This window comes from Pedobacter suwonensis, from assembly GCF_900111825.1.
In the GTDB taxonomy this organism is placed as follows: domain Bacteria; phylum Bacteroidota; class Bacteroidia; order Sphingobacteriales; family Sphingobacteriaceae; genus Pedobacter; species Pedobacter suwonensis.
This window is the reverse complement of sequence record NZ_FOJM01000025.1, coordinates 1-25652: the sequence shown is the minus strand read 5'-3', so window position 1 is coordinate 25652 and position 25652 is coordinate 1. Positions and strand designations below refer to the sequence as shown.

At 39.1% G+C, this 25652-nt stretch carries 23 protein-coding genes; 6 read left to right on the top strand and 17 right to left on the bottom strand.

The annotated features are described in order from the left end of the window. Window positions 1–1276 precede the first annotated feature (1276 nt). Genes BM107_RS23540 through BM107_RS23530 form a run of 3 tightly spaced genes read left to right on the top strand, consistent with a single transcriptional unit; the run spans window position 1277 to window position 7091 of the window. Window positions 1277–2530 carry a TlpA family protein disulfide reductase gene (locus BM107_RS23540; protein ID WP_090987982.1) on the top strand — a complete coding sequence of 418 codons (1254 nt, stop codon included), beginning with the start codon at window positions 1277–1279 and terminating at the stop codon, window positions 2528–2530. A 1-nt stretch (window position 2531) separates the two neighbouring features. Beyond that, entirely contained in the window at window positions 2532–5720 is a 3189-nt protein-coding gene (locus BM107_RS23535) for a SusC/RagA family TonB-linked outer membrane protein (protein WP_090987980.1), read from the top strand. 15 nt (window positions 5721–5735) lie between these two features. Continuing rightward, complete coding sequence (locus tag BM107_RS23530; protein ID WP_090987978.1) at window positions 5736–7091, top strand: RagB/SusD family nutrient uptake outer membrane protein; 1356 nt, start codon at window positions 5736–5738, stop codon at window positions 7089–7091. Window positions 7092–7126: 35 nt separating this feature from the next. On the opposite strand, the gene BM107_RS23525 is transcribed toward BM107_RS23530, so the two are convergent. The 3 genes from BM107_RS23525 to BM107_RS23515 all read right to left on the bottom strand — a co-directional run bounded on the left by BM107_RS23525 (window position 7127) and on the right by BM107_RS23515 (window position 8735). Next, window positions 7127–7444 (bottom strand): hypothetical protein, encoded by a 318-nt coding sequence (locus BM107_RS23525; RefSeq protein WP_090987975.1) that lies wholly within the window; start codon window positions 7442–7444, stop codon window positions 7127–7129. A 132-nt stretch (window positions 7445–7576) separates the two neighbouring features. Then, window positions 7577–8002, bottom strand: a complete 426-nt coding sequence (locus tag BM107_RS23520) for a MauE/DoxX family redox-associated membrane protein (protein WP_139222330.1) — start codon at window positions 8000–8002, stop codon at window positions 7577–7579. 142 nt (window positions 8003–8144) lie between these two features. Beyond that, entirely contained in the window at window positions 8145–8735 is a 591-nt protein-coding gene (locus tag BM107_RS23515; protein WP_134203310.1) for a Crp/Fnr family transcriptional regulator, read from the bottom strand. A 317-nt stretch (window positions 8736–9052) separates the two neighbouring features. Here BM107_RS23515 and BM107_RS24570 point away from each other — a divergent pair, with 317 nt between their 5' ends. After that, window positions 9053–9283: a hypothetical protein gene (locus BM107_RS24570; protein ID WP_134203311.1), complete on the top strand. Its 231-nt coding sequence runs from the start codon at window positions 9053–9055 to the stop codon at window positions 9281–9283. Here BM107_RS24570 and BM107_RS23510 read toward each other — a convergent pair. The 4 genes from BM107_RS23510 to BM107_RS23495 all read right to left on the bottom strand — a co-directional run bounded on the left by BM107_RS23510 (window position 9280) and on the right by BM107_RS23495 (window position 12799). Next, window positions 9280–10311 (bottom strand): hypothetical protein, encoded by a 1032-nt coding sequence (locus tag BM107_RS23510; protein ID WP_139222329.1) that lies wholly within the window; start codon window positions 10309–10311, stop codon window positions 9280–9282. The genes BM107_RS24570 and BM107_RS23510 overlap by 4 nt on opposite strands. A 342-nt stretch (window positions 10312–10653) precedes the next feature. Further along, the gene (locus BM107_RS23505) at window positions 10654–10926 is read right to left on the bottom strand and encodes a hypothetical protein (RefSeq protein WP_090987967.1); all 273 of its coding nucleotides are present in this window, start codon (window positions 10924–10926) and stop codon (window positions 10654–10656) included. 219 nt (window positions 10927–11145) lie between these two features. Then, window positions 11146–12345 carry a pyridoxal phosphate-dependent aminotransferase gene (locus BM107_RS23500; protein WP_090987964.1) on the bottom strand — a complete coding sequence of 400 codons (1200 nt, stop codon included), beginning with the start codon at window positions 12343–12345 and terminating at the stop codon, window positions 11146–11148. A 61-nt stretch (window positions 12346–12406) separates the two neighbouring features. Next, window positions 12407–12799 (bottom strand): DUF1573 domain-containing protein, encoded by a 393-nt coding sequence (locus BM107_RS23495; RefSeq protein WP_090987962.1) that lies wholly within the window; start codon window positions 12797–12799, stop codon window positions 12407–12409. A gap of 171 nt (window positions 12800–12970) precedes the next feature. On the opposite strand from BM107_RS23495, the gene BM107_RS23490 reads away from it, so the two are divergent. Further along, complete coding sequence (locus tag BM107_RS23490) at window positions 12971–15391, top strand: alpha-ketoacid dehydrogenase subunit alpha/beta (RefSeq protein ID WP_090987961.1); 2421 nt, start codon at window positions 12971–12973, stop codon at window positions 15389–15391. 193 nt (window positions 15392–15584) lie between these two features. Here the strand turns inward: BM107_RS23490 and BM107_RS23485 are convergent, their stop codons facing one another. The 10 genes from BM107_RS23485 to BM107_RS23440 all read right to left on the bottom strand — a co-directional run bounded on the left by BM107_RS23485 (window position 15585) and on the right by BM107_RS23440 (window position 24271). Further along, window positions 15585–16193 carry a DUF1684 domain-containing protein gene (locus BM107_RS23485; protein ID WP_090987959.1) on the bottom strand — a complete coding sequence of 203 codons (609 nt, stop codon included), beginning with the start codon at window positions 16191–16193 and terminating at the stop codon, window positions 15585–15587. Window positions 16194–16202: 9 nt separating this feature from the next. Continuing rightward, on the bottom strand, window positions 16203–17300 hold the full coding sequence (gene aroC / locus BM107_RS23480; protein WP_090987957.1) for a chorismate synthase: 1098 nt from the start codon (window positions 17298–17300) through the stop codon (window positions 16203–16205). Between the two features lie 168 nt (window positions 17301–17468). Next, window positions 17469–18758, bottom strand: coding sequence for a 3-phosphoshikimate 1-carboxyvinyltransferase (gene aroA, locus BM107_RS23475; protein WP_090987955.1), 1290 nt, complete (start codon window positions 18756–18758; stop codon window positions 17469–17471). Between the two features lie 137 nt (window positions 18759–18895). Beyond that, window positions 18896–20035 (bottom strand): chorismate mutase, encoded by a 1140-nt coding sequence (locus BM107_RS23470; RefSeq protein ID WP_090987953.1) that lies wholly within the window; start codon window positions 20033–20035, stop codon window positions 18896–18898. Window positions 20036–20164: 129 nt separating this feature from the next. Next, window positions 20165–20998: a prephenate dehydratase gene (locus BM107_RS23465; protein ID WP_090987951.1), complete on the bottom strand. Its 834-nt coding sequence runs from the start codon at window positions 20996–20998 to the stop codon at window positions 20165–20167. Between the two features lie 359 nt (window positions 20999–21357). Then, on the bottom strand, window positions 21358–21678 hold the full coding sequence (locus BM107_RS23460; RefSeq protein ID WP_090987949.1) for a type II toxin-antitoxin system RelE/ParE family toxin: 321 nt from the start codon (window positions 21676–21678) through the stop codon (window positions 21358–21360). A gap of 4 nt (window positions 21679–21682) precedes the next feature. Beyond that, window positions 21683–21874, bottom strand: coding sequence for a hypothetical protein (locus tag BM107_RS23455; protein ID WP_090987947.1), 192 nt, complete (start codon window positions 21872–21874; stop codon window positions 21683–21685). 171 nt (window positions 21875–22045) lie between these two features. After that, window positions 22046–23008 carry a sterol desaturase family protein gene (locus BM107_RS23450; RefSeq protein ID WP_244278899.1) on the bottom strand — a complete coding sequence of 321 codons (963 nt, stop codon included), beginning with the start codon at window positions 23006–23008 and terminating at the stop codon, window positions 22046–22048. Window position 23009: 1 nt separating this feature from the next. Continuing rightward, window positions 23010–24065 (bottom strand): 3-dehydroquinate synthase, encoded by a 1056-nt coding sequence (gene aroB, locus BM107_RS23445; protein ID WP_090987945.1) that lies wholly within the window; start codon window positions 24063–24065, stop codon window positions 23010–23012. Next, window positions 24065–24271 carry an RNA-binding S4 domain-containing protein gene (locus tag BM107_RS23440; protein ID WP_090987943.1) on the bottom strand — a complete coding sequence of 69 codons (207 nt, stop codon included), beginning with the start codon at window positions 24269–24271 and terminating at the stop codon, window positions 24065–24067. The genes aroB and BM107_RS23440 overlap by 1 nt, the downstream gene beginning before the upstream one ends. A gap of 94 nt (window positions 24272–24365) precedes the next feature. Here BM107_RS23440 and BM107_RS23435 point away from each other — a divergent pair, with 94 nt between their 5' ends. Further along, window positions 24366–25550: a proline dehydrogenase family protein gene (locus BM107_RS23435; RefSeq protein WP_090987941.1), complete on the top strand. Its 1185-nt coding sequence runs from the start codon at window positions 24366–24368 to the stop codon at window positions 25548–25550. The last annotated feature ends 102 nt before the right edge of the window (window positions 25551–25652 follow it).

Below are 25652 nucleotides of genomic sequence, written 5' to 3'. Positions count from 1 at the left end.
AGGTAAAATTAAGAGTCTTGCAACCTCAAATCTCACGCCGTTGGAGCAAGACAGCAGATTTTATCCCATTTCTTATAGCGGAATTGCTATCTTTAGCTTTCCAACATAAGAGTGGGCTTCTGCTGTAATTCCATTTCAACGTAAGGCGTGAGAAACATTATGAGGTTATGGTTTGGGAAGCCCACTTTTTCTTCTCTCCGGCAAGACTCATAACATATAGTTATGGGAACGCAAAAAATAAATAAGATAAACAGGTTGTTGCTTACCAAAGTAGGTGTACGGCAGTATGTTTGTTTATTTATTTGTTATTTGCAGATATTTCTATACCAGTCCCTTTTAAGTTGTCCATTCGATAGGCTTTATGCCTTGAAACCTAAAAATCCCGAATAATTTTTTGATAAGGCAGGCTAACCTTAAAGGTTAATGAAAATTTAGGTTTTTTAATGATGATGGCCTGCCTTATTCCTTTTTGCAGAGATTATTGATATGCCGGTTAAACTTTGGTTTAGACGGAATATTTTATAAAAACTAAGTGGCTTATGCTGCAATGGGATTGTTATGTCTAAATTTTTCGCCTAAATACTTTTTTTCCTTTTAAATCAATATCCGATAAGGCTAATTTTTAAAGTTCAAATTAACCGGATCACGCCAATTAAACGATGAGATTCAACAATGCATATTTGCCGCTTTTTTTCTTTTGCTGGGCTTTGTTGTACAGTCCACTGGCGATATGGTATGTTTTTGAACAAAATGAAAATTTGAACACGGCTGTTCGGAAGGGTACACATACCGATAAGATGGATAAGGCAGGGGATTTTGAATGTTTGCCTTTTACCTACACATCGTGCTGGTTGATCAAGGGGCATAATCATCAAGGTTGCAATTTTAGCGATAGCCACATTCCATTTGTTTTTTATAAAGTTGATCAATGCGGAGCGTATAGGAAAAATTAGGTGGTTTCTGCTTGATTGCTGTATGTTATGAAGTTTAAACCAAACGAAAATTGTAGTCTTGCTTTTCACATTTTACCAAAATTCAATCTTTTAGAATTGAATTTGCTGGCAGGACTTTCTTATTTACATATCAACTAACCCATACAAAACCATTAGCAACGATTTCGGTGTAGCATTTTTATCCTTAAAATGTTAAGCGGATTAACAAATTATCTGATGCCGGTACTCCTGATCCGCAAAGCAGGTACGGCAAGCTTTAGCGCAGTTTTAAAACTGCCTAAAGCCTTTTAAAAATTCCGATTCAGGCTAATTAACTCAATTTTATGAAAGTATTTATTGCGACAGGCATGATGCTTGTTTTTTCTCTTTTTTTATATGCGCAAGAACCTGTTAAGGCTTTGCAAGTGGGCGATACGGTACCAGATGCTTTCTGGACTACACCCAGAAAATTTATGGTAAATGGTAAGGTAGTGCAGCGGAATATGGAGCACTTTAGGGGCAAGCTGTTGATTATCGATTTTTGGGCTACCTTCTGTGTTCCATGTATTAAAGGGATGCCAGAACAGGAAAGGCTTTCCAGGTTGTTCCAAGGAGAGGTTAATATCGTAAGCGTAACAGCGGATAACGAGAAACTGATTTCGACTTTTTATTCTTCAGAAAGAAACCCCATTGGCAGGGATTTTACTTCAATTGTAGATGATAAAGCGTTAAACCGGCTCTTTCTACACAACAAGATTCCTCATCTGGTTTGGATCGATAACCAGGGAATTGTAAAGAACACAACTGAGGGTGATGAACTATCTGAAGCAAATATTAAGGCAGCCTTATCTGGAAATTTAAGTTTAACACCCTTGAATTACATTTACCCCAACACCGTTTTAATGATGAATCAGAACCCTAAAGGAATGCAATCGTTTAACCTGTTAATTAAAGGTAGAATACCAGGTATTTCGAGTTCTACGGTCCGTTCCAATGGATCAAATACTGGAATGATCATTTTCAACCATCCACTACGTTGGACTTATACTGTACTGGCAATGGGAGAATTCCCGTGGTTTTCTGATCAGCGTTTTAAACTTGATTTTGATGACGTAGATGGCTTTAATAATCCGTCTTTAAAGCCAGAAGATCTTTGGACTGTAGACTTATGGGTACCAAAGGAAAAATCTGCTTCATTAAAAAAACTTACGATGAAGTACCTGAACGAAAATTCGGGATACTCCGCCGCTGTAAAAGTAATCAACACCGCAGTGTATAAGTTAACGTATTCACCATCAAAGGCCACTCGTAAACTGAAAACACAGGGTGGACCACCCACTAATTTGGGTTTTCACAAAGGATCGAAATTTATCAACCAACCCATAGCCAACCTGATAAATAATATTCAAGATTGTGCTTTTGTAAAATATCCGGTTTTGAATGATACTCACCTCGATTTTTTAATTGATCTGGAGCTTTCAGACGTTAAGGATATGTCAGGATTGAATGCATTGCTCAATCCTTATGGCTTTTCGCTAGTAGCCGATCATCAGGAACTAGAAATGCTTGTAGTTAGTAAAACCGATAAAAAAAACTAATATGAGATACATCTTATTTTTAACTGCTTTCCTCATTTCATTAAGCACAGCTGCCCAAGAGAAATTAGCCGGCATCAGAATTTTCAATGCAGAAATGAAAACTCCTTTGGAAGGAGTGATCTTACAATTTACAAAAACTAATAAAACTTTCATTAGTGATAGCACGGGTAAGGTTTCAATCCCTAAATATATTGGAGAATACACAGTTGAAGTAGGCCAGATGGGCTATGAAAAAACTTTAATTAAGCTAAGTTTACCTTTAAAAGCTGATCTGATCATTTACTTACAGCCTACAGTAAGGTTGCTGGACGAGGTACAGGTGCACACAGGTTACCAGACCTTGCCGAAAGAACGTTCAACAGGCTCATTTACCAATTTAGACAATACACTATTGGCGCAACAGGTGGGGCCTAACATTATCTCCAGATTAGAGGCAGTTTCATCGGGGCTGATCGTTGACCGGTCTACCAACAGCGGTGGAAGGCTGATGATCCGCGGATTAAGTTCGATACAGGGGCCCAAAGCGCCACTGATTGTACTGGATAATTTTCCTTATGAGGGCGACATCAACAATATCAACCCCAACGATGTGGAAAGTATTACAATTTTAAAAGATGCAGCTGCATCAAGTATTTGGGGCGCACGAGCAGGTAATGGAGTGGTGGTAATTACATCTAAAAATGGACGGTTTAATTCGAAAGTAAAGATTGATGCAAATATCAATACCAGTTTTGTTCAAAGTCCCAACCTTTCAAGGTTAAAGCAGATCAGCCCGGCAGACTATATTGATAATGAAATCTTTCTTTTTTCTAAAGGTTTTTATCAATCTCAGGTCAATAATGCTCAACAGCCGGCCTTAAGCCCCATTGTAGAACTGTTGCTGAAAAAAGAGAAAGGAACGGTATCGGGTAATGACGCGCAGGCAGAGATTGACCGGTTAAAATCGCTGGATGTAAGGGACCAGTATAAAAAGTATTTTTATTCAGCAGGATTGAACAATCAGGCTTCTGTAAATGTTTCCGGTGGGCAGGAATTATTCAAATGGTATTCTTCAGTAAGCGTTGATGACAACAGATCAGTAACTGATGCTGTTTTTAGGAAGTTGAATGCAAAAATGAGCATGACCTACAAGCCCTATAAAAGCATGGAGGTTAGCACCGGATTTTATTATACCAATAGCACTGCGCGCACAGGAAAGCCAGATTATGGAAGCATCAGTTCTGTATCAGGCAATCTTTATCCGTATGCAGAATTTGCTGATGCCGATGGCAATGCACTTGCTATACCAAAGGATAGGCGCGCATCATATTTAAGTGGATTGGCGGGTGGCCTTTTGGGTGATTGGAGATATTATCCTTTAACAGATTACCAGCATGTTAACAACCAGATCAAGGTAGGAGACCTGCTTCTTGATGCCGCTTTAATACAAAAATTACCTTATGGGTTTTCTGTTACGTTAAAATACCAATATGAAAACCAGGAACGGAAAAATCCGGTGCTTAGCGATGAGCAAAGTTATTTTGCTCGTAACCTGGTTAATGATTTCGCTCAATATGCAAACAATGTTTTAAGTTATAAGATACCGAAGGGAGGAATTCTGGATAATTCTTTCAACTCTTTACAGGTGCATAATCTGCGGGGGCAGCTAAACTATAGCCTAAGTACACCAGTACATGTTATAGCAGGATTTATTGGTGCAGAAACAAGGGCGTCGTCGGTTAACGGATTGTCTTCCAGGCTGTATGGTTTCAGGGATGATATTATTTCTGCGGGCGTGGTTGACTATACGACTGCATATCCCTCGCTTGTTACCGGAAACAATTCATTTATACCAGACAGAAACGGAATCATATCTACAGATACGCGATTCGTTTCCGTTTTTTCCAATTTATCTTATTCCTATAAATCCAGATATACCGTTACCCTGAGCGGCAGAAGGGATGCCTCGAATCTTTTTGGGGTTAACACCAATGATAAATGGAATTTACTTTGGTCAGCGGGGTTACTATGGAATGTATCAAATGAGCATTTTTTTAACAAAGACCTGTTCAGTTCGCTAAAGATCAGGGCAACTTATGGGCTTACCGGTAACATTGATCCTGCTATGACCTCAATTTCAACTATCGTTTATGTAGGGAGTTCTACCAATACCGGACTGCCATATGCCAGATTCAATACCTACTCTAATCCTTCCTTAAAATGGGAAACATCCGCAATGACAAATCTGGGGGTAGATTTTTCCATGTGGAAAGACCGCTTGTCGGGTTCCCTGGAGTATTTCCATAAAAGGGGAAAAGATCTGTTCGGTATTGAAAGCCTGGATTATTCCGGCGGTGTAGGCCAATCAATTATAAAAAACGCGGCTGAAATGAGTGGTAATGGCTGGGAGATTCAGCTTAATTCCATCAATACCGAAGGCAGGTTGATCTGGAAAAGCAATTTTAATATAAGCGGTTACAGGGATAAGATTGATAAATATTTATTTTCAAATTACCAGGGAAGCAACTTTTTGGGCATTGCAGGGGGACCCTCAATCTCGGGCATCATTGGAAGTCCGGTTTACTCGATATATGGTTACAGGTGGGGCGGCCTGGATCCTGCTAACGGCGATCCCATCGGATACCTGAACGGCAACGCAAGTAAGGATTATAACCTGATTACAGGGCAAGGTACACAGCTTTCTGATCTGGTTTATTATGGTTCTGCTGTACCCAGGATATTTGGTGGCTTAGGCAACGGTTTTAGATATGGTAACCTTGAGCTTAATGTTCAGTTTAGCTTTAAGCTTGATTATTTTTTTAGAAGAAATTCTATCCAATATGCTAACCTGAATAATACGGGACAGGGCCATGCTGATTATAGCTTGCGCTGGAAACAGCCAGGCGATGAACTCAACACGGATGTACCTTCTCAAATATATCCCACAGTTAGTGCCAGAGACAATTTTTACAGGGGATCAGAAGTGCTGATCTCAAAAGGCGACCATATCCGCCTGCAGTACATTAATCTGAGTTACAGCCCAAAAATTCAGTCGAAAGTATTCAGAAGTTTAACGGTTTATGCTACAATTTCAAATTTGGGCCTGATATGGGTGGCAAACAAACAGGGTTTAGATCCTGACTATGAAATTGGTTTAAATGGTCTCGTACCTCCTAAAACAGTTTCAATTGGCCTAAGGACCAGCTTTTAATCTTAAATAAATTATATGAAAATATTATATCTAGTAGCTATTGTGCTGACGATGTCACTACCTGGCTGTAAAAAGTTTTTGGATGAAAAATCCGATATGAAGTTGGCCGTACCAGAACGACTTGACGATCTGCAGGCATTGCTGAATAACGAAAATTTAAACAATGCGGTAGATCCGGGCGCCGCTGAAGTTAGTGCTGATGACTATTTTGTGACTGATGCAGACTTGAACAGTTTATCAAATGAGCAAAATAGAAGGCTATATACATGGGAAAAGGATAATTTATTTACCAGTGCAAACTTTCCCAACGATTGGGAGTACCTGTATGCATTAATTTATACCGCTAACACCGTTTTAGAGAATCTGGAGAAAATCGAGCTGACTTCATTAAACGCTGCCCAATATGATAATATAAAAGGGCAGGCATATTTTAATCGCGCCCGTGCTTATTACAATGTTTTGCAACTTTGGTCAGTAGGTTATAATAGCAGTACTGCAGATGGTGATTTGGGTCCTGTGATAAGAGAATCTACTGATTTTAACAAAACTTCAGTCAGATCATCGGTAGCCAGGGGCTACAATTATGTTCTTGCTGATCTTTTTGAAGCCAAACGCTTGCTGCCAAATGTATCGGTACATCCACTCCGCCCTGGTAGGCAGGCATCTTTTGGCCTGCTCGCCCGTGTTTATTTGAGTATGAGAGAATATACAAATGCAGCCTTATATGCAGATTCATGTCTTAAGATTAAAGCTGTTTTATTGGATTATAACCAGATCAGCGCTACGCCTACATTTCCTTTTGCTAGGTTCAATGCTGAGGTTATTTACGAATCTTCTGCTGCTAACCCGCAGATTCTGAATAATTCAAGGGCAAAGATTGTTGGAGATTTGATTAACCAATATGCAGATAACGACTTGAGGAAAGTACTTTATTTTAAAAATAACAATAACGGAACCTTTGGCTGGAGAGGGAGTTACCGGGCCGGACAGGGCGTATTTCCCGGTATTACGGTTGATGAGCAATACCTCATCAGGGCGGAATGTAATGCGCGTTTAGGAAATTCACAAATTGCGGTAGATGATCTAAATACGCTATTGATCAAACGTTTCAAAAGTGGTACTTACATTCCTTATACGGTCAATTCGCTGGATATTTTAGGTTTGATTTTAAAAGAGCGGAGAAAGGAATTGGTTATGAGAGGCTTGCGCTGGACCGATTTAAAGCGGTTTAATCTTGAAGGTGCGAACATTAAGTTGAGAAGAACCGCCAATGGAACTAACTATGAACTTAAACCCAATGATAGAAGGTATGCCCTGGAAATTCCGCAAGATGTGATTGCAATAAGTGGTATTGAGCAAAATCCTAGGTAAATTAGTGGGGAAATTCTTCCCCACTAATTTTCTGGCTATTGTTCTGGTGTGCGTTGGGCCGATAATGCAAGAATTTCACTATTTGTTTTATCTGCAAAAAAATCTTGAAGATCTGATTGAGTGGCAACTGACTCCGGAACCTGGATAACACATGGTAATGGCTCATTATCTTCAGTACACTTTTCTGAAGGCGTCGAGGTATGAATGTACTTTGTGTAATCCCTTAAGTTGTTGTTTGCATTTGGCTGGTAAGCCCAGAAAGTGGTTGATTTAGTAGTGAAAGCACTTTGTGTTGCGATAAGGCCGAACCCCAATACGAGGGCTACAAGGCCTAAGTTGATTTTTTTTAACATGTTTTTTTAAGTTTGATATTTACTGCTTATCAAATAGGGCTTAAGCAGCTAGCCCTGCTGTTTGTTTTTCTTGGCCATCAATACAGCTTGTAGTTTTTGATCTGTTGGCTTGGCCAGTTCCATTATTTAACCTTAATCTTTGTCACGTACCTCCGGCTTTAGTTTAATAAATAGTGAGAGCATTGCGGCGCTAATAAAAAAAATGTTGAAAATGAGGTGAGCCTTCCAGCCCATGGCTTTAATTACGCCACCACAACTACATGGTACTTTTGGGAAGTATCCTGAAATGATGAGTAGGATATATCCGGTAAAAATCAACATGAGTAAGAGCGATAAGACTAAGCCCAGCTTATTGGTTTTTTTAATCAATAGCAGTACAGCAGCAATTATTTCCAGGAATGGGATTAAGTATAATAGCACCGCTGTTACACTTGGGCTAAAAACTTGCAGACTCATTTGCTGCTGGTAAGCCTGGAAGTCAGTCAATTTGCTCCCCGCGGTATATACCCAGAGTAAAATGAATGCTGCGGAAATAACCTGTACTATCGATGTTTTCATATCCGTTTTCTTTGCCATTTCGAAATTGGATTATATTCTGCTAAACCGCCTCACATCTAAATGGGAAAAACCAATATCTTCATCAAAAATGACTAAACCAATGTGGGTGATCATGCTGCTGTTGATCGATAGGCCAAGTAAATTAGGGTGTATGTTTGTAATTTCTATTTCTCATTGCACTCAGCGTACTGCTATGAACGCCCAGGTATGACGCCACATCTTTTACCGCAGTTTGGCTAAAAATGATCGGAAAAGATGCAAGTAATTTATTCAGCCTTTGGTCGGCATTTTGAGTTTTTAATCCAATAATCATTACGATTACTTTGGCCAATAATTCAGCATTTATTTCAGCACTTAAAGTGGCCGATTCGCGGAATAGCCTATGCATATTATTGCCGTGTTTTACGGGTATGGCAAGCAAAGTAGTGTCTTCTGAAAATTGTATGAAAAACTGCCTTTTTGCATATCTGGAGATGGATTTAAAGTCTGGTAAAATATCGTTTGCCTGGAAAAACATCAAGGTAATTTCCTGCTCATTCTCGGTGTCATCAGTAAATATTCTTCCACCGCCTTTGGCCAGATAGCAAAAATGGCCAAGCGATGTGTTGTTGAGTGCGATTTTTTCCAGTTTCATGAAATCGGTTTGGTACATCGCGTAACCAATGTAGGCGCGGAGGCCGACCGAAAGTTTTTGATAGGATGATAATTTAGAGAGGTATTGTTCTTTTTCCATAACCATTTTTTTGAAGGTAAAGAAATGGCTATTTCGACGTTTGTCAAGTTGCTGTTCCAGCCACCCTCAGCAACCCCGTTATTTTTTCGTTTTAAGAAAATAAAAGGCTTAGATCTGTTATATTTGAGCCATGAAATAAAAACTAATTATATATTGATATTTAGCAACAGCTATTTTACTGTTTTAGAAAACCGCAAAACTTCAAAAGACACAGGAAAAAATAGATGGTTGCCTACGCTATGCGTGGGTGCCTGTTTATCTTGTGTCTGGGCATTTGCGGTGCCCCTAAAACGGATATCGGGTTAACCCACGCTTTTATGGACAGTTCCTCCCAGTCAAATTACTTTCTTCTCAATCTGCCCATTGCAGAACTTCCACTATCTGAGAATTTTAAGCTTAGAAGCAAATTAATGGGCTTTTTTACCCTTCAGGATATTATTGGAGTAAAACAAAAAGAATTATCTACGCTTGAGGATTATTCAGAACACTGGTATTTTGAATTTGTAGATTTCTTACACAGGAAAGAATTATTAGATCTTCTTGGTTAGCATTTATCCTGGGCAATGTTCAACATGACAACGATTTTTTCGATCACCTTTTGGATATCCTTATCAACATTGCCATAGTATGCATTTTTAAAGCTTTTTTCTGATATAACATCTTTTTCAGTCGTACTATAATGTTTAGTAATGTATTGGTGCAGCAGTTTTGGACTCTTTGTTGTAATAATGCCCGCCTCGACTTGCAAGTTGATAAATAGGGCAAGCTGCCTAACGGTGAAGGTTACCTTAAAATTGCTTTCTAAAATACCACCGCGCGTCAGATCTTCGGCTATGGTATCTATTGATTGCAGGTAGCTGATTTCACTTTCAATATACCTGAGTATGGCTTCATCAATATCGGGCAAATTTTTATGGTATGGTATACTGATGGTTTTAAAAACCTGTCCAATCAGTTTTTTAAAGAAATGGATTAATCTATATTGCTCGCTTATGTTTTCGCAATTCTGAAGCTCGCGATTAAGGTGGCTGCAGCAGGAGTGATAAAAGAAGGGATGATTAAAATTTAATGATACAAGTAGAAGAATAATGTCGGAAAAATCTAAAGGTGGCACAAAAGTATTTAAAGCCATCTTTATGGAATCAAAAAAAGCGTACAGGTATTTAGCCTGTTCAAAAGTGAAACGCCCTGTATAGTCGTTCAGGTTTTTGAAGAGCTGTTTAAACAGGTTGATGGTTTCCTGGTCTGCATGCAATTCTTCAACTTTTTTCAGGATCTGACCGGAATTTGATGCAATATCTAAAATGAGTTGTTCCTGGCTTGCCGCTGAAACGGGGCAATCGAAGTCAAAATAATATGGTAAATGCTGCTGAAGATCGATTACCATTTGATGAAGTAGCTTTACTAAACCACTAATCATTCCGTTTCTACTTTTTTGATCAGCGTAAGGCTCATTTTCATTTGTTAGCGCTTCTACCTCATCAATTAATTGCATCAATCCTCTTTGATGTTGCCTGATGTAAGCTTTAGCTCTATCAGGCTCAACCAACGTAGCATGATGTAGAATGGAACTCATTATCCGTTTACTTTCTTTTATGATTTTGTGTTGGGATTCTTTGTCATGGCATTGCCCTGCCACTTTAATCTTAATAACATCTAAAATCAATTCCCTGAAGCTTATAATTTCGTACATCATTTGCTCAAAAGCCAATTGCCTAATTCTAGCTTTTTTATTTTCATTTTCCGAATCAACTTGGTAAAAAGCTACTTTAACGTGGCGAAAATAAATGTTAACAATTGTTGGCTAGCGTAAACAGGCTATATCATGTGGTAAAGTAACACCCACATTCAAATTAGGGAAGTATGGAAAATGCATAGACTTTCCCAACTCATCGTTAGGAAAATTGCATTAGATATATTATTGCAGATGGTTTTCTATTGCGCCGGAAATCTGGTTGATCTCGGCTACGCCTAAAGAAATGTGGTGACCGCTTCCAGTCAGTTTATTTTTAGTGACTAATGTTTCAGCATCGATCTCGTCCGCTTTCATTAAGATCCAGTCAGATCCTTGTTTTTTTAAAATGCCTAAAATCTCTTCTAAATAAACAATCCTAAAATGATCATGTTGTGGAATAATGGTCAGTGTTAGTGCCTGATCATTATGGTTAATTTCAATATTAAATGCATTCATGATCTCAAAACCATTGCATTTTGTTTATTGTTTTGGTAAAATGAAACAGGTGATCAGAATACACAAACAACTATCATGGATCAGTTGAAAGAAATGTTTTTGGATCTGCTTTGATGTTTAAATGTTATCATACACGTTCAGCCACTCTGGCTTAACTATTTAGCCGGTTACTTGTAATGAACCGCTGTTCACCAAGCAACCGGCTTAAACGAGGTATCGTTAATCCACTCTTCCCGGATATTGCTTCAACGCTATTTCCAGACAGTCCATAGCTGCATTTAAGTCATTGGTATTTAAAACGTAAGCCATACGGACTTCATTTTTACCAGAGCCAGCGGTAGAGTAAAAGCCGGTAGCAGGCGCCATCATAACCGTTTGATTATTGTGGTTAAAATCCTCTAAGATCCACTGGCAGAATTTATCGGCATCATCAATCGGGAATTTGGCTACTACATAAAATGCACCCCCCGGATTAGGACAAAAAACGCCATCAATATTATTTAACCGGTTAACCAATGTATCTCTGCGTAAAGTATATTCGGTATTTACTTTTTCGAAATAACTGTCCGGAGTATCTACAGCTGCCGCACCAGCAATCTGTTCTACCATGCCCGGGCTTAACCTTGCCTGTGCGAATTTTAATCCTGATGCAATCACTTCTTTGTTTTTGGTAATCAAACAGCCTAAGCGTGCGCCACATGCACTGTAACGTTTAGAAACCGTATCCATAACCACCACATTTTCATCCAAACCATCCAAATGCATTGGCGAAATAAATTCCCTTCCATCATAACAGAATTCGCGATACGCTTCATCAGAGAATAAAAACAGATCGTATTTAACACAAAGCGTTTTTAAAGCCTCTAATTCTTCTTTAGAATATAAATAACCCGTTGGGTTATTAGGGTTGCAGATAATAATTGCTTTGGTTTTTTCTGTAATTAATTTTTCGAATTCGGCAATCGGTGGCAATGCAAAACCATTTTCGATATAAGAAAGAATCGGTTTCACCACAACATTGCTCATACAGGCAAAGCCATTGTAATTGGCGTAAAAAGGTTCCGGAATGATAATTTCATCTCCTTCATTTACACAGGTTTGCATGGCAATGGTGATGGCCTCTGAGCCACCAACGGTTACCAGGATATTTTCTGGCGTAATATCGTAACCCAGTTTATTGTAGTATTCGGTAAGTTTTAAACGGTAAGCAAGGGTACCTTCTGATGGTGTATAGGCCCAAACATTAAAATCAATGTTTTTGATGGCATTTAACATTCCTTCGGGTGTCTCTATGTCTGGCTGACCAATATTTAAATGGAAAACTTTTTTACCATCTTTTTTAGCTTGATCTGCAAATGGAGTTAACTTTCTGATTGGTGAAGCAGGCATCTGCACACCTTTTTGTGAAATTTTTGGCATGGCACAAAAATAAAAAAGTCCGGATGAAAATCCGGACTTTTTAAATATTATCGTTTAAAAATTATTTTGAAGATGCGGCAACTGTTTCGCCTTTAATGTAAAGCACTTTAATTGGTGTTTTTGCATTTGAAGTAATGGTTACTGCTTTAGAAAAGGTTGATGGACCAGCAGCGGCGTTAAACGTTACTGAAATTACACCGGTTTCACCTTTTTTTATTGGTGTAGAAGTATACTTAGGTACTGTACACCCACAGCTTGCCTCAGCTTTGGTGATAATTAAAGGCGCTTCGCCAACATTGGTGTATTTGAAATCGTAAGTTACTGGTTTGTTCAAAACAATTTTACCAAAATCGTGCGTTTCTGATTCAAATTTGAACTCTGCAGGTTTGGTTTGTGCGTTTGCTGCAAGACCCAAACCTAAAACAAAAGCGAATAATACTAAGATCTTTTTCATGTTATGTGGTGTGATTTATTTTTTAATAATTCTAAAACAAATTTAATGTTTTCCTAATAAAACAAAAACTATTCCAAATATATTTTGCAAATCCATATATAATTTTACAATGTAGGGTAAAGGCAAACTTTTAATTTTCCATATATTTGCCGCAACCAATCTTTGATTACTATGCCGAATGAAAAATTGATGACCAAAACTATTGATGCTTCCGAACTTAGTTTTAACGATTTTAAATCTATTGTTATAAACGACTATAAAATTGCCTTCGAAAGTAGGCAGGCCAGTATTTTAGGCCGCAGGGAAGTATTAACAGGTAAGGCTAAATTTGGCATTTTCGGCGATGGGAAAGAGGTTCCGCAATTGGCCATGGCTAAAGCATTTAAAAATGGCGACTGGCGCTCGGGTTATTACCGCGATCAAACTTTTGCCTTTGCCACAGGGATTTCTACTATCAAAGAATTTTTTGCGCAGCTCTATGCTAATCCGGCAGAAGGTGCGGATCCATTTTCGGGGGGAAGACAGATGAACTGCCATTTTGCAACAAAATCTGTAAATGAAGACGGCAGCTGGAACGATTTAACGCAGATTAAAAATTGCTCATCTGATATTTCGCCAACCGGTGGGCAGATGGCCCGCTTGGTAGGTTTGGCTTATGCTTCTAAATTATTCAGGCAAAATAAAGAACTCGATTATTTAAAACACTTTTCTGTAAACGGAAATGAGGTGGCCTTTGGTACCATTGGCAACGCATCAACTTCTGAAGGGGTATTTTTCGAGGCCATTAATGCTGCTGGCGTATTACAGATACCCATGGCCATTTCTATTTGGGATGATGATTATGGCATTTCCGTTCCGGCAAAATATCAAACTACAAAAGAAGATATTTCTGAGGTTTTAAAAGGTTTTCAGCGTGATGCTGACCAGCCAGGATATGAAATTTATAAAGTAAAAGGCTGGGATTATCCGGCTTTATGTGAGGTGTATGAAAAGGCGATACAGGTTTGCCGGGATGAACATGTACCTGTTTTAATCCATGTTACCGAACTCACCCAGCCTCAGGGACACTCCACATCTGGTTCGCACGAAAGGTACAAATCAAAAGAACGCCTATCTTGGGAAACTGAATACGATTGTATCCAGAAAATGCGTGCCTGGATGCTCGAATCGGCCCTGGCAACCGAAGAGGAAATCGCAGCGCTTGAAAAAGAGGCAAAGATTTTTGTTCGCAACGCCCAAAAAGAAGCCTGGAATGAGTTTTTGGACAGCATTAAACCAGAACAGAAGCAAGTAGTTGATTTGGTTAGCGGCGTAGCTAAACATCAGCCCGAACTGGCAAAAATTGCGGCAGGATTAGCTTCAATTGCTGATGCGCAACGCAGGGAAGTATTTGCAGCTGCACGCAAAGCCATACGTTTATCAGCTGCTTTTAGCAGTCCTGAACGGGATAAACTGGTGGAATGGTATAAACTACAGGATCATTTAAATTACGATCGTTACAATTCCAAACTGCATACCAATGGTAATGAAAGTCCGGATAAGATTGCACTGGTTGAAGCCGTATATGATGAACAATCGAAAATGGTTGATGGTAGGGAAGTACTCAACGCCTGCTTTAATGAAAACTTTGCACGCGATCCGCGTTTGGTTGCTTTTGGAGAAGATTTAGGAAACATTGGAGATGTAAATCAAGGTTTTGCAGGTTTGCAGGCTAAATATGGCGAGTTAAGAATCACCGATACCGGCATCAGGGAAATGACCATTATGGGGCAGGGGATAGGTTTAGCCATGAGGGGTTTAAAGCCTATTGCCGAAATCCAATATCTTGATTATTTGATTTTTGCTTTAAATGTGCTTAGTGATGACCTGGCATCGCTCTCATACCGTACCAAAGGAATTCAGAAAGCGCCGGTTATTGTGCGCACCCGTGGTCATCGATTGGAGGGAATCTGGCATTCCGGATCGCCAATTAGCATGATTTTAGGGGCCTTAAGAGGTATGCATTTATGCGTGCCAAGAAATATGACGCAGGCTGCAGGTATGTATAATACTCTTTTCAGGGCTGATGAACCAGCCATTGTAATTGAATGTTTAAATGGTTACCGCCTTAAAGAAAAACTGCCGGGTAATGCCGGTGATTTTACAGTACCCTTAGGCCGGGCAGAGGTTTTAGAAGAAGGAACTGATATTACGGTTATCTCTTACGGTTCGTCATTAAGAATTGTTCAGGAAGCAGCAGAAGAGCTGAACTTATTGGGTATTTCTGTCGAAATTATAGACACACAAACGCTTTTACCTTTTGATATTACACAGGTTTGTGTAAAATCACTTGCCAAAACCAGTAAATTATTGGTGGTGGATGAGGATGTTCCCGGAGGGGCATCGGCCTATATCCTTCAACAGGTACTGGAAGAACAGAAAGGTTATTTTCATTTAGATGGTCAGCCAAAAACATTATCGGCCAAAGCACATCGCCCACCATTCGGATCAGATGGTGATTATTTCAGTAAGCCTTCTGTTGATGATGTAATTGAAGCTGTTTACCAGATGATGCATGATGCAAATCCCTCTAAATATCCTTCGCTATTTTAACGAATAGCTGGATAGTTAGATGATTGATCATCGTCTTTTTATTTCTATTGAAGATGATTAATGTTGAGGCATGATTAAAAAAGTGATTCCTTGATCATTTTTTTCTTTAATAAATCAAACTTAATCTGAAGTTAGTTCATTAGAAAGGAGTAAAAGTTGTATCAACGATTTTCAGCGTAATTTCCGTAAAAATTTATTTTTGATGTTTCTTTTTTCCCGTATATAATTTCTCTCCTGCTTTTATGGCCAATTGCAGGTCGTTTTCTTCTGGTGGTACCGGACAGCGATAGCCTTCACTAAAGGCGCAATATGGATTATAAGCCTTGTTGAAATCGATTTCGATGTGATTATCGACAATTTCTTTAGCATCCAGATCAATGTACCTGCCACCACCATAAGTTTCCTTATTGTTGGTTTCATCTGTAAAAGGCAAAAAGAGGTGATCTTTATATAATGGGTTGTTTGACAAAGCAACACTTCTATACAAAGTCATTTGGATTTTCTTTTCATCCAAAACGAAGTTAACATGTGCATACCGGTAATAATCGCTGCTTGAACCATTAAAAGCAGGCATCTTGAAAACTTTTTCGTTTTTTAGTAATGCTATTGTAGCGAATATTTTATAAGTACTGTCCGCGTCGTAAAAGTGCAGGTTTTGCAGGTCACTTTTCTTTAGTGGAGCGCGTTCGTCTTTTATAAAATCCTGCATGTAAGCCTCACGGTGCTTTGCAATCTGTTCAGCGTAGCTTTGGGCAAAGCTGTTCATGCTGATGAGGAGCAATAGAAAGGTGAAAATTTTCATTGAGGAAAATTAGATGATACTGGCTTTGTTTCTTAAAAACTGATCGGCTAAAACCAGTGCAGCCATTGCTTCAACAATAACGACTGCTCTGGGTACTACACAAGGGTCGTGCCGGCCTTTGCCTTTAATCTCCGAGGCTTCACCCGCAGCATTTATAGTTTGTTGGTTATGCATAATAGTAGCTACAGGTTTAAATGCCACTTTGAAGGTAATATCCATTCCGTTGGATATCCCGCCTAAAATACCACCCGCATAGTTGGTGGTGGTTTTAAACACTTTTGAATCGGCAGCTTTTGGTTGGGGGATATCGTTATGTTGTGAACCCCTTAATTCGCTTCCTGCAAAACCAGAGCCATATTCGAAACCGTGAACGGCATTAATGCTGAGCATGGCTTTACCTAAATCAGCGTGCAATTTATCGAAAACAGGTTCCCCTAAACCTGCCGGGCAACCTTTTATTACACAGCTTATTTTTCCGCCAACGGTATCGCCATCTTTTCTAACCGAATCTATAAATTCAATCATTTCGTGTGCAGTTGCAGGATCGGCACAGCGAACAATATTGTCTTCTCTGATTTGCAATAAAGCAGATAGGTCATTGCCTTCTAAATTTGGCGCTTCAATTGTACCTACTGAAGTTACATGGGCGAAAATTTCGATCCCCTGTTGCTTTAAAAGCAATTTGGCAATTGCTCCGGCTGCTACGCGGGCAGCGGTTTCGCGTGCAGACGAGCGCCCGCCACCGCGGTGATCGCGGATTCCGTATTTGGCATCGTAAACATAATCGGCGTGGCTGGGGCGGTAAACATCCACATTATGCCCGTAATCTTTTGAACGCTGGTCCTCATTCGGAATTAAAAGGGCAATAGGTGTCCCGGTACTTTTTCCTTCAAATACACCCGATAGAATCTGAACGGTATCGCTTTCTTTTCTTTGCGTGGTGATTTTAGATTGACCTGGTTTACGTTTATCCAGTTCTGATTGGATAAAATCCATATCAATATCCAATTGTGCCGGACAGCCATCGATAATTACACCAATAGCCACACCATGAGATTCGCCAAATGTTGTGATGCGAAAAAGTTGTCCGAATGAGTTGCCTGCCATGTTTATTAGATAAGAGAGAGTAGATATGAGATTTGAGAAGAACCAAATTCGTATCTAAACTTCAGTTTTTAAATTATTTAGGGGTTAGATTTGAGAAGTTTTCTCCCTCAAATCTTATTATTTATTTGTCTTAATTAATCTGATGTCTCACATCTGGTATCTCACTTCTCAAATCTCTTTCACCTCAAACCCTGCTTTTTTCAAATCTTCCCAATAATATGGATATGATTTTTCTACCACCTGCATGTCTTCAATTTCGACTTCGTTAATCAACAATGCCAGTGGTGCAAAAGCCATGGCCATACGGTGGTCTTCGTAGGTTGCAATGGTAATTTTATCCGGGAAATGAAGATTATCTGTGTTTAGTGTATAAATCAGATTTTTTTCAGCCAATGTAACGCCAATTTTTGCCAGTTCGTTCTGAAGGGCCGCAATGCGGTCTGTTTCTTTGATTTTTAAAGTTTCCAGGCCCGTAAAAGCCATGTTTTTACCCAAAGCTGCAGCAATAACGATAATGGTTTGTGCCAAATCAGGGCAGGTTTTAAGGTCTAGTATCTGATTGGTATCTAAAGACAGTCCCAGGTTGCTGATCGAAATTCCTTTTTCCGTTTTACTGGTTGCAATGCCAAAAATCTTCATGATGTTTTTGATCTGGCTATCGCCCTGTAAACTTTTCTCTTTTAAAGCCGGTAAATTAATTTCTGCTTCATGAGCGAGAGCTGCAATGCTATACCAATAGGATGCTGCACTCCAATCGGGCTCTACAACCAGGGTCCCTGGTTTAAAAGCCTGGGGTTCAATAGTGATCGAATTCCCGTTCCAGCGATGTTCGATACCAACTTCTGCAAGCATATCCAAAGTCATATCTACATATGGCCTGGAGGTAAGCTCACCTTCAATTTCTAAAGTCAAACCTTGGGGCAGGACAGGGGCAATCATTAACAATGCCGAAATATACTGACTACTGATATCGCCTTTAATTCTTACCTGGTTTGTTTTCTGGTCTAACGGACCATTGATATTCAGCGGTGGAAAACCTTCAGCCTCTGCATAAGAAATGTCAGCACCAATGGTTTTTAAGGCTTCGGCCAAAATACCGATCGGGCGTTGCTTCATGCGTTCGGTCCCCGTAAGTAAAAAGTTGCCGTTTTTTGCCGAAAGATACGCCGATAAGAAACGCATAGCGGTTCCGGCAGGCCCCACATCAACCAGTTCGGAGTTTGCCGTTTTCCGGTTAGCGTCTACTCTCAAATCACTACCCTCAACTCCCAGCTTGTTCAGGATATCATTTAATGTTACGGTATCAGCGGCGTTGGAAAGATTATCTACTTTAACCAGATTTTTACTTAAAGCGCTTATAATTAAAGCCCTGTTGCATTCGCTTTTTGAGCCTGTTAACTGGATTTCCGCATTAATATTCTTGGTTCCTTTAAAAGAAACTAAGGCATTTTTAGACATTTTTATTCTGTTTTAAACTTAAATGTAGGTGTCAGATGGTGACATCTGACACCACATCGATAATGTTATATGTAGAAGATTTCTTTTTAAGGTTAGGTTTCCCCCTCTACCTTACACCTTCCAGCCTTATACCTTACTTAGGCTTTAACTTCATTATGTTGCTCAGCAGCGATGCCTTTCTCGGCTTTACCGGCATTCATAATTTCAGTTTGTTTACGGATGGATTCACCATGCATTAATTCCAGGAATTTCTCTGTAAAGTTTAAATCCAGTTTCAAAGCTTTTGCAAAAGCATGGCCTTTTTTGATGATGGCATCCCAACGGTTTACCTGTAAAATCGTTACCTGGTTATCACGTTTAAATTCACCGATTTTTTCTACAATAGCCATACGCTCACCTAATTTCTGTAACAAGATATCGTCAATTTTATCAATTGATTTACGCAGTTCGGCTAATTTATCGGCAGAGGCTTCATTTGGTACTTCAGGTTCACGTACGGTTAAACGATCTACCAAATCAGCTAAAGCTGCTGGTGTAACTTGTTGTTTGGCATCTGTCCAGGCCACTGATGGATCTACATGAGATTCGATCATTAAACCTTGCATATCTAAATCCAAAGCTTTTTGAGCAACGTAAGGGATTAACTCACGGTTACCACAGATATGGCTTGGATCGTTAATGATGGGAAGTTCAGGGCATAAAGTTTTTAACTGGATAGCCATCTCCCACATTGGTTCGTTACGGAAAGAACTTTTCTCGAAAGATGAGAATCCACGGTGAATAGCACCGATTTTAGTAATTCCGGCACCATTGATACGCTCAATTGCACCGATCCATAACTGTAAATCAGGATTAACCGGGTTTTTAATTAATACCGGAACATCATGGCCTTTTAAAGCATCAGCAATTTCCTGAACGGTGAACGGATTTACTGTAGAACGTGCACCGATCCAAAGGATATCTACACCAGCAGCCAAAGCCTCTTCAACGTGTTTTGCATTTGCAACCTCTACAGCTGTAGGTAAACCAGTTTCCGCTTTGGCACGTTTTAACCACTCTAAGCCAATACTTCCGATACCTTCAAATTCTCCCGGACGGGTGCGTGGTTTCCAGATACCTGCACGTAATACCGATACTTTACCGGTAGCCGCTAATAAGTGTGCTGTAATTAACAATTGTTCTTCAGTTTCTGCACTGCAGGGACCGGAAATGATTAGTGGTTCGTTGTTTACGTTTAACCAGGTGTTTAAAGGTTGAATGTTTAAATTAAGTTTCATGATGAAGGGTTTGTTTAAAGTCCTTAGTCCGCAGTCGGAAATCAGGAATTATATTTTAATTATTTTATTATTACAAGTTTGAATATTCTATTATTTGTCTTCGGCCCAGACTTCGGACTCCAGACTTATTTATACTTTATCGTTCTTTTGATATTCTCCTAATATGTTAAAGTTCGATGTATATTTTAATGCCTTTCTAATGGCCTTATCATATTTTTCGGTGCTTGGCCATTCTAAGTCGACGTAAAAGTAATATTCGTTTCTTTTACCTAAAACCGGCATAGATTGTATTTTTGTTAAGCTTACTTCTTGTTCTGCGAAGATATTTAACACTGTTGCCAATGAACCGGCTTTGTGGCCAACCTGAAAGCAAATAGATGCTTTGTTTATTTTTTTGCCTTCGTCTGTTTTGTCTTTTTTCAGGATCAGGAAACGGGTATAGTTTTTCTTATTTGATTCTACACGGCGTTCTAAAATGTTTAAGCCGTAAAGTTCTGCTGCTAAGTTGTTTGCAATGGCCATCGTGTCTGTTAGCTGCTCTTGCTGTATGCGTTTGGCACAGGCTGCGGTATCATTGCTTTCTACGATTTTAATGTGTGGATAATCATAAAAGAAATCGATACACTGGCGGATGGCGATGGGGTGTGAAGTAACCACTTTAATATCTTCAAACTTTACGCCTGGTAGCGCCATCAAGTGCAATTGGATAGCTAAGTAAACCTCGCCTACAACTGAAAAACCAAAATCTCTGATCAGTGTATAGTTTGGTAATAAACTGCCGGCGATAGAGTTTTCGATCGCCATTACGACGAAATCTGCCTCGTTTTTTTCTAATTTATCGCAGGTTTCTTTAAAAGAATTACACTCAACAGTCTCAATGTCTCTACCAAAGAATTTGTATGCGGCCTCCTCGTGGAAAGATGCCTTAATACCCTGAATTGCTACTCGTTTTGTCGTTTCCATTTTTGCGTTAAAACAAAAAAGTCCCGGCTGGTTGCCGGGACTTTTTTATACATTTTAATATTGTTATATATCTTTTTGCATATTAGCCCCGGCTCTTACTAAAATAGTAAAAGTAACCAAAGTAATATGTGTTTGTATTTTGCATTTCTTTTTTTGTTGAGCCAAATGTAGTAACAAAATTTAATTTGTCAATAGTAAAATGAAAATATTTTTAATGAAATTTAATTTTTTTGTTTTTGAACCGTTTTGGCAATGAGTGTATAATATTCAAATCTATTGTTTAGTTGATATGTAACTATCGATTTTAACTGAAGATAGCTGATATAGAAAGTAGAATTTAACTCAGATATTAATTGAATTTACAAGCTTTCTATTATTTTCTGAATATCTTTTTTAGTGATAGTAGCTTCTTCAGATTTATCATAAATGTAAATCATATTGATTTCATTTTCAATCTGCAGATAAGTAATTACCCTGTAACCACCGCTCTTTCCTTTTCCTTTACTTTTAACAGCTAATCTTATCTTAAAAATTCCATTGCCAAGATCGGCACCAATTCGTGGATTTTCGAGCAGTTGGGATTCTAATTCGGATAAATCGTTAATTAGAGATAAATGTTTTTTTTTTAATTGCTTGGCTTTTTTTATAAAAATAGGTGAGTAGATTATCTTTATTTCCATTGTTTCAGATATCTTTTAAAGATAACGGCTCAATTTTGCCAGATTTAATTTCTTTTGCTTCTTTTATCCCCTGAGCAATACCATTTAACAGAAGTTTTTTCTTAGAAGGCTGAACCACTTTTGCATTAATTCTTTTTAATACCTCTAGCAGAAATTCAGTATCGTTATCTTTAACTTGTATGGTTAATGTGGTCATAGCAGTAAATTTTATACCAAAAATACGAATTATATCTAAGTATAATAGATATTAAGTTTAAAGAGAGAAATTACCAAATACTGTGCCTGATGGAGCGTAATCAGTGACAAAATTAGGTGTGGTATATCATAAAAAAAAAAGGTCTGTGGAGACACAGACCTTGGTTTATTTTTATCCTGCAGAGCTTAGCTCGCCATGGTTGTTAAGTGCTTTTACTTTTTGCTTTTGCTCGTCATCATGTCTTTTCTGTTCTTCTTCGCGCAGCTCCTTTTGCATGATCTTTGCGATTTTGGTACTTCCGTCATGGCTCCACCCCGGTGGGTTAAAAATGTATTTCACTTTATCCATAAAGGTGGGTGCCTTTTTTACATCTGCTGTTAAGGCAATAAATTCGTGGAAAATAATGTTTACAGGGCCTGTATCGGTAGGCTGGGTGGTTAAGCCATATTTAACTTTATCTTCAGGTAACTCGGCCTGGAAGGTTCCAAACCACCTGTCCCACAGAATTAATACCATACCCATGTTTTTATCAAGGTAACGCACATTACTGGCATGGTGTACACGGTGATGAGACGGCGTTACAAAGATATACTCGTACCATTTCGGGAATCTGATATTGTATTGGGTGTGAACCAGGTTGCCATAAATTTGGGTAACCAGGTAGGCAAAAAGAATATCAACTGCCGTAAAGCCCATAAAGGCCAGGGGCAGGTAAAAGAAAACGCGGTATAATGGCTCAAAAACAGTTGAACGGAAACCCGTGGTTAAGTTAAAGTGTTCAGAAGAGTGATGGGTAACATGCATTGCCCAGAAAAAGCGTACGTAATGACCTACGGTATGCAAAAACCAGTATAAAAAATCCTGTGCTAAAATCAGCACGATCCAATAGAGCCAAACATTGGAAATCTGAAACAAGCGGAACTGGTAACAATAGGCCAATAAGAAAAAAGTAAATGTTTTGGTACCTAAATTAATCACAACAGCTGCAGTCATCAGATAGATGTTGGTCCAGGTATCGCGTTTGGTATATAATTTTCTGTCGTGCTGGTAGCTAAAATACATTTCAACCAGGGTTAACACGATTACGAAGCTAAAAAGCCCGATAACAGAAATATCACTTCCGGTATATTTCATTTTATAAACTGTTATAATAATCTAAACTGCTTAAAATATCGGTTGTACTTACACGGCAGTTAAACGTGCATTTACCTATGTTTTCCAAAAGTGAAAAGAGAATGTTTCCGTCTTCGTTCTTTTTATCACTTTTCATTAATTCCAAAAGGGTGTTATAGCTTTCTTTTTTAATATGATATTTGGGATACAACGATAAGATATATCTGCTGATATCTTCCAGTTCTTCTGTGCTCAATGTGCTGTTGTTGATTGAAAGCGCTGCCTCGCACACAAAACCAATGGCAATGGCTTCACCATGTGTAAGCGGATTTTCGTCATTTGCCAAAGAATAACCTTCAATAGCATGGCCGATGGTATGTCCAAAGTTTAAAATCTTCCGCAGGTTTTTCTCATGCGGATCGATGGTTACCACCTCATTTTTAATCTCGACCGAGCGGTAAATATCTGCTGCTGCGGGCGTTAAATAGTCACTAACCTTAAGTTTTTCGTAATAAGCTTTGTCGTAAATTAAACCATGTTTAATCATCTCGGCAAAGCCCGATAAAAGTTCGCGCGGGGGCAGTGTTTTCAAAAATGCGGTTTCAATAAAAACCATTTGCGGGAGGGTAAAGGTACCCACCATGTTTTTTACATTGTCGATATCAATTCCCGTTTTACCGCCAACTGAGGCATCAACCTGAGAAAGGAGGGTGGTGGGAATGTTGATAAAATCGATTCCGCGTTTATAGGTAGAGGCAATAAAGCCACCCATATCGGTAATTACACCTCCACCGAGGTTGATCATCAGGCTTTTACGGTCGGCTTCAAAATCCAGTAAGGTTTTCCAGATGCCAATGCAGAAATCGATGTTTTTATTTTCTTCACCTGCTGAAGTTTCAATCAGGTCAAATTCAGAAAAGTCTAAGATGGATTGAAACAGGGGCAGGCAAACTTCACTGGTATGTTCATCAGCCAGTACAAAAACCTTGCTGTATTTATTGCTTGCTAAAAGTGTTTTTAAAGCGTCTAAATTGCTTTCGAAATAAAGCGTATGGCCTGCGCTGGTAAGTGGTTCCATTAAATAATTTCTATTTTATTTTCGCCAAAAATAACAATATCGCCAACTCTAACCTTATAACGTTTGCGGAATTCGACCTCGCCGTTGGTTTTTACTAAACCATCTTCAACAACGGTTTGGGCATCGCCGCCACTACCTACCAATCCGCTTGCTTTTAACAGCTGGATCAATGGAATAAATTCGCCCTCTAATTTGAATTGTATCATTTTGTGCAAAAATACGATTATTTAAAGGTTTTTAGTTTTAACAACCAATGCTTTTTATAATTTTGCATCAATCTGACTTATTATATCGTAACAAATGGATTTATCCACCAAGAAACTGCCAAATTTCGATAATACGGAAATTGCATTCCGCCAAAAATCTAACCAGGAACTTAAAAAAGCATACTGGCTTTTTAAAATGATCGGAAATAATTTCCTCACGAAAGTTGGTCCCGCCATTACAAACTTCTTTTTAAATATTGGCCTGCCGATTCAGGGCGCCATTAAAGCAACCATTTTTCAGCAGTTTTGCGGCGGTGAAACCATTGCAGAATGTGATAAGGCTATTGCGCAACTGGACAAAGGTGGGGTAGGTACCATTTTAGATTATTCGGTGGAAGGAGAAGAGGAAGAACGGGTTTTTGATGAGACCTGTGCCGAAATTATCCGCACCATTGTGCGTGCCGATGGCGATCCCAAAATTCCGATTACGGTATTTAAGATAACAGGTATCGGCCGTTTTGCGCTATTACAGAAACTGGATGCTAAAGGGACGCTAACTGCAGCAGAACAGTCAGAATATGAAAAGGTGAAGTTACGCTGCGAAATGATCTGTAAAACCGCTTATGATAGAGGAGTGCCTATCATGATTGATGCAGAAGAAACCTGGATTCAGGATACCATTGATGAACTGGCGCTGGATATGATGCGTAAATATAACCGCGAACGCATTATTGTGTACAACACTTACCAGATGTACCGCCATGATAAGCTGGCCGATATGAAAGCTGATCATTTGATTGCAAAAGCGGATGGCTTTATTTTGGGCGTAAAAATGGTACGTGGTGCTTACATGGAAAAAGAGCGTAAACGTGCTGCGGAAATGGGGTATCCCTCGCCGATTCAGCCGGATAAAGCCGCATCAGACCACGATTACAATGAATCTTTACGCTATTGTGTGGATCATATTGAAGATATTGCCATTGTTGCCGGAACGCATAATGAGGATAGCAGCCGGTTATTGACTTACCTTTTGGAGGAAAAAAAGATTACGCACAATCATCCGCACGTATACTTCGCCCAGTTATTGGGCATGAGTGATAACTTAAGTTTTAATCTTGCTGACTCGAATTATAATGTGGCTAAATATGTTCCTTATGGCCCGATTAAAGCGGTAATGCCTTATTTGTTCAGAAGAGCACAGGAAAATACGTCGGTGGCCGGACAAACAGGTCGTGAGTTAGGTTTGATTGAAAGAGAATTGAAGAGAAGGAAGCTGTAGTTCAGTTTTCAGTTAGCAGTATTCACTTAACAGCGTCGTCATTTCTAAATAAGTGTGATTGTCATCCTGAGGGATAATTTATGATATAAAAATCAATATGAT

Coding starts and splice junctions, on each gene's coding strand:
- BM107_RS23440 (WP_090987943.1), bottom strand. CDS start 24,271: ATGATACAATTCAAATTAGAGGGCGAATTTATTCCATTGATCCAGCTG.
- BM107_RS23455 (WP_090987947.1), bottom strand. CDS start 21,874: ATGACCACATTAACCATACAAGTTAAAGATAACGATACTGAATTTCTG.
- aroB (WP_090987945.1), bottom strand. CDS start 24,065: ATGGAACCACTTACCAGCGCAGGCCATACGCTTTATTTCGAAAGCAAT.
- BM107_RS23505 (WP_090987967.1), bottom strand. CDS start 10,926: ATGAATGCATTTAATATTGAAATTAACCATAATGATCAGGCACTAACA.
- BM107_RS23435 (WP_090987941.1), top strand. CDS start 24,366: ATGGATTTATCCACCAAGAAACTGCCAAATTTCGATAATACGGAAATT.
- BM107_RS23460 (WP_090987949.1), bottom strand. CDS start 21,678: ATGGAAATAAAGATAATCTACTCACCTATTTTTATAAAAAAAGCCAAG.
- BM107_RS23515 (WP_134203310.1), bottom strand. CDS start 8,735: ATGGAAAAAGAACAATACCTCTCTAAATTATCATCCTATCAAAAACTT.
- BM107_RS23500 (WP_090987964.1), bottom strand. CDS start 12,345: ATGCCAAAAATTTCACAAAAAGGTGTGCAGATGCCTGCTTCACCAATC.
- BM107_RS23520 (WP_139222330.1), bottom strand. CDS start 8,002: ATGAAAACATCGATAGTACAGGTTATTTCCGCAGCATTCATTTTACTC.
- BM107_RS23495 (WP_090987962.1), bottom strand. CDS start 12,799: ATGAAAAAGATCTTAGTATTATTCGCTTTTGTTTTAGGTTTGGGTCTT.
- BM107_RS23470 (WP_090987953.1), bottom strand. CDS start 20,035: ATGAAACTTAATTTAAACATTCAACCTTTAAACACCTGGTTAAACGTA.
- aroC (WP_090987957.1), bottom strand. CDS start 17,300: ATGGCAGGCAACTCATTCGGACAACTTTTTCGCATCACAACATTTGGC.
- BM107_RS23535 (WP_090987980.1), top strand. CDS start 2,532: ATGAGATACATCTTATTTTTAACTGCTTTCCTCATTTCATTAAGCACA.
- BM107_RS23525 (WP_090987975.1), bottom strand. CDS start 7,444: ATGTTAAAAAAAATCAACTTAGGCCTTGTAGCCCTCGTATTGGGGTTC.
- BM107_RS23510 (WP_139222329.1), bottom strand. CDS start 10,311: ATGAGTTCCATTCTACATCATGCTACGTTGGTTGAGCCTGATAGAGCT.
- BM107_RS23490 (WP_090987961.1), top strand. CDS start 12,971: ATGCCGAATGAAAAATTGATGACCAAAACTATTGATGCTTCCGAACTT.
- BM107_RS23530 (WP_090987978.1), top strand. CDS start 5,736: ATGAAAATATTATATCTAGTAGCTATTGTGCTGACGATGTCACTACCT.
- BM107_RS23465 (WP_090987951.1), bottom strand. CDS start 20,998: ATGGAAACGACAAAACGAGTAGCAATTCAGGGTATTAAGGCATCTTTC.
- BM107_RS23485 (WP_090987959.1), bottom strand. CDS start 16,193: ATGAAAATTTTCACCTTTCTATTGCTCCTCATCAGCATGAACAGCTTT.
- BM107_RS23540 (WP_090987982.1), top strand. CDS start 1,277: ATGAAAGTATTTATTGCGACAGGCATGATGCTTGTTTTTTCTCTTTTT.
- BM107_RS24570 (WP_134203311.1), top strand. CDS start 9,053: ATGGACAGTTCCTCCCAGTCAAATTACTTTCTTCTCAATCTGCCCATT.
- BM107_RS23450 (WP_244278899.1), bottom strand. CDS start 23,008: ATGAAATATACCGGAAGTGATATTTCTGTTATCGGGCTTTTTAGCTTC.
- aroA (WP_090987955.1), bottom strand. CDS start 18,758: ATGTCTAAAAATGCCTTAGTTTCTTTTAAAGGAACCAAGAATATTAAT.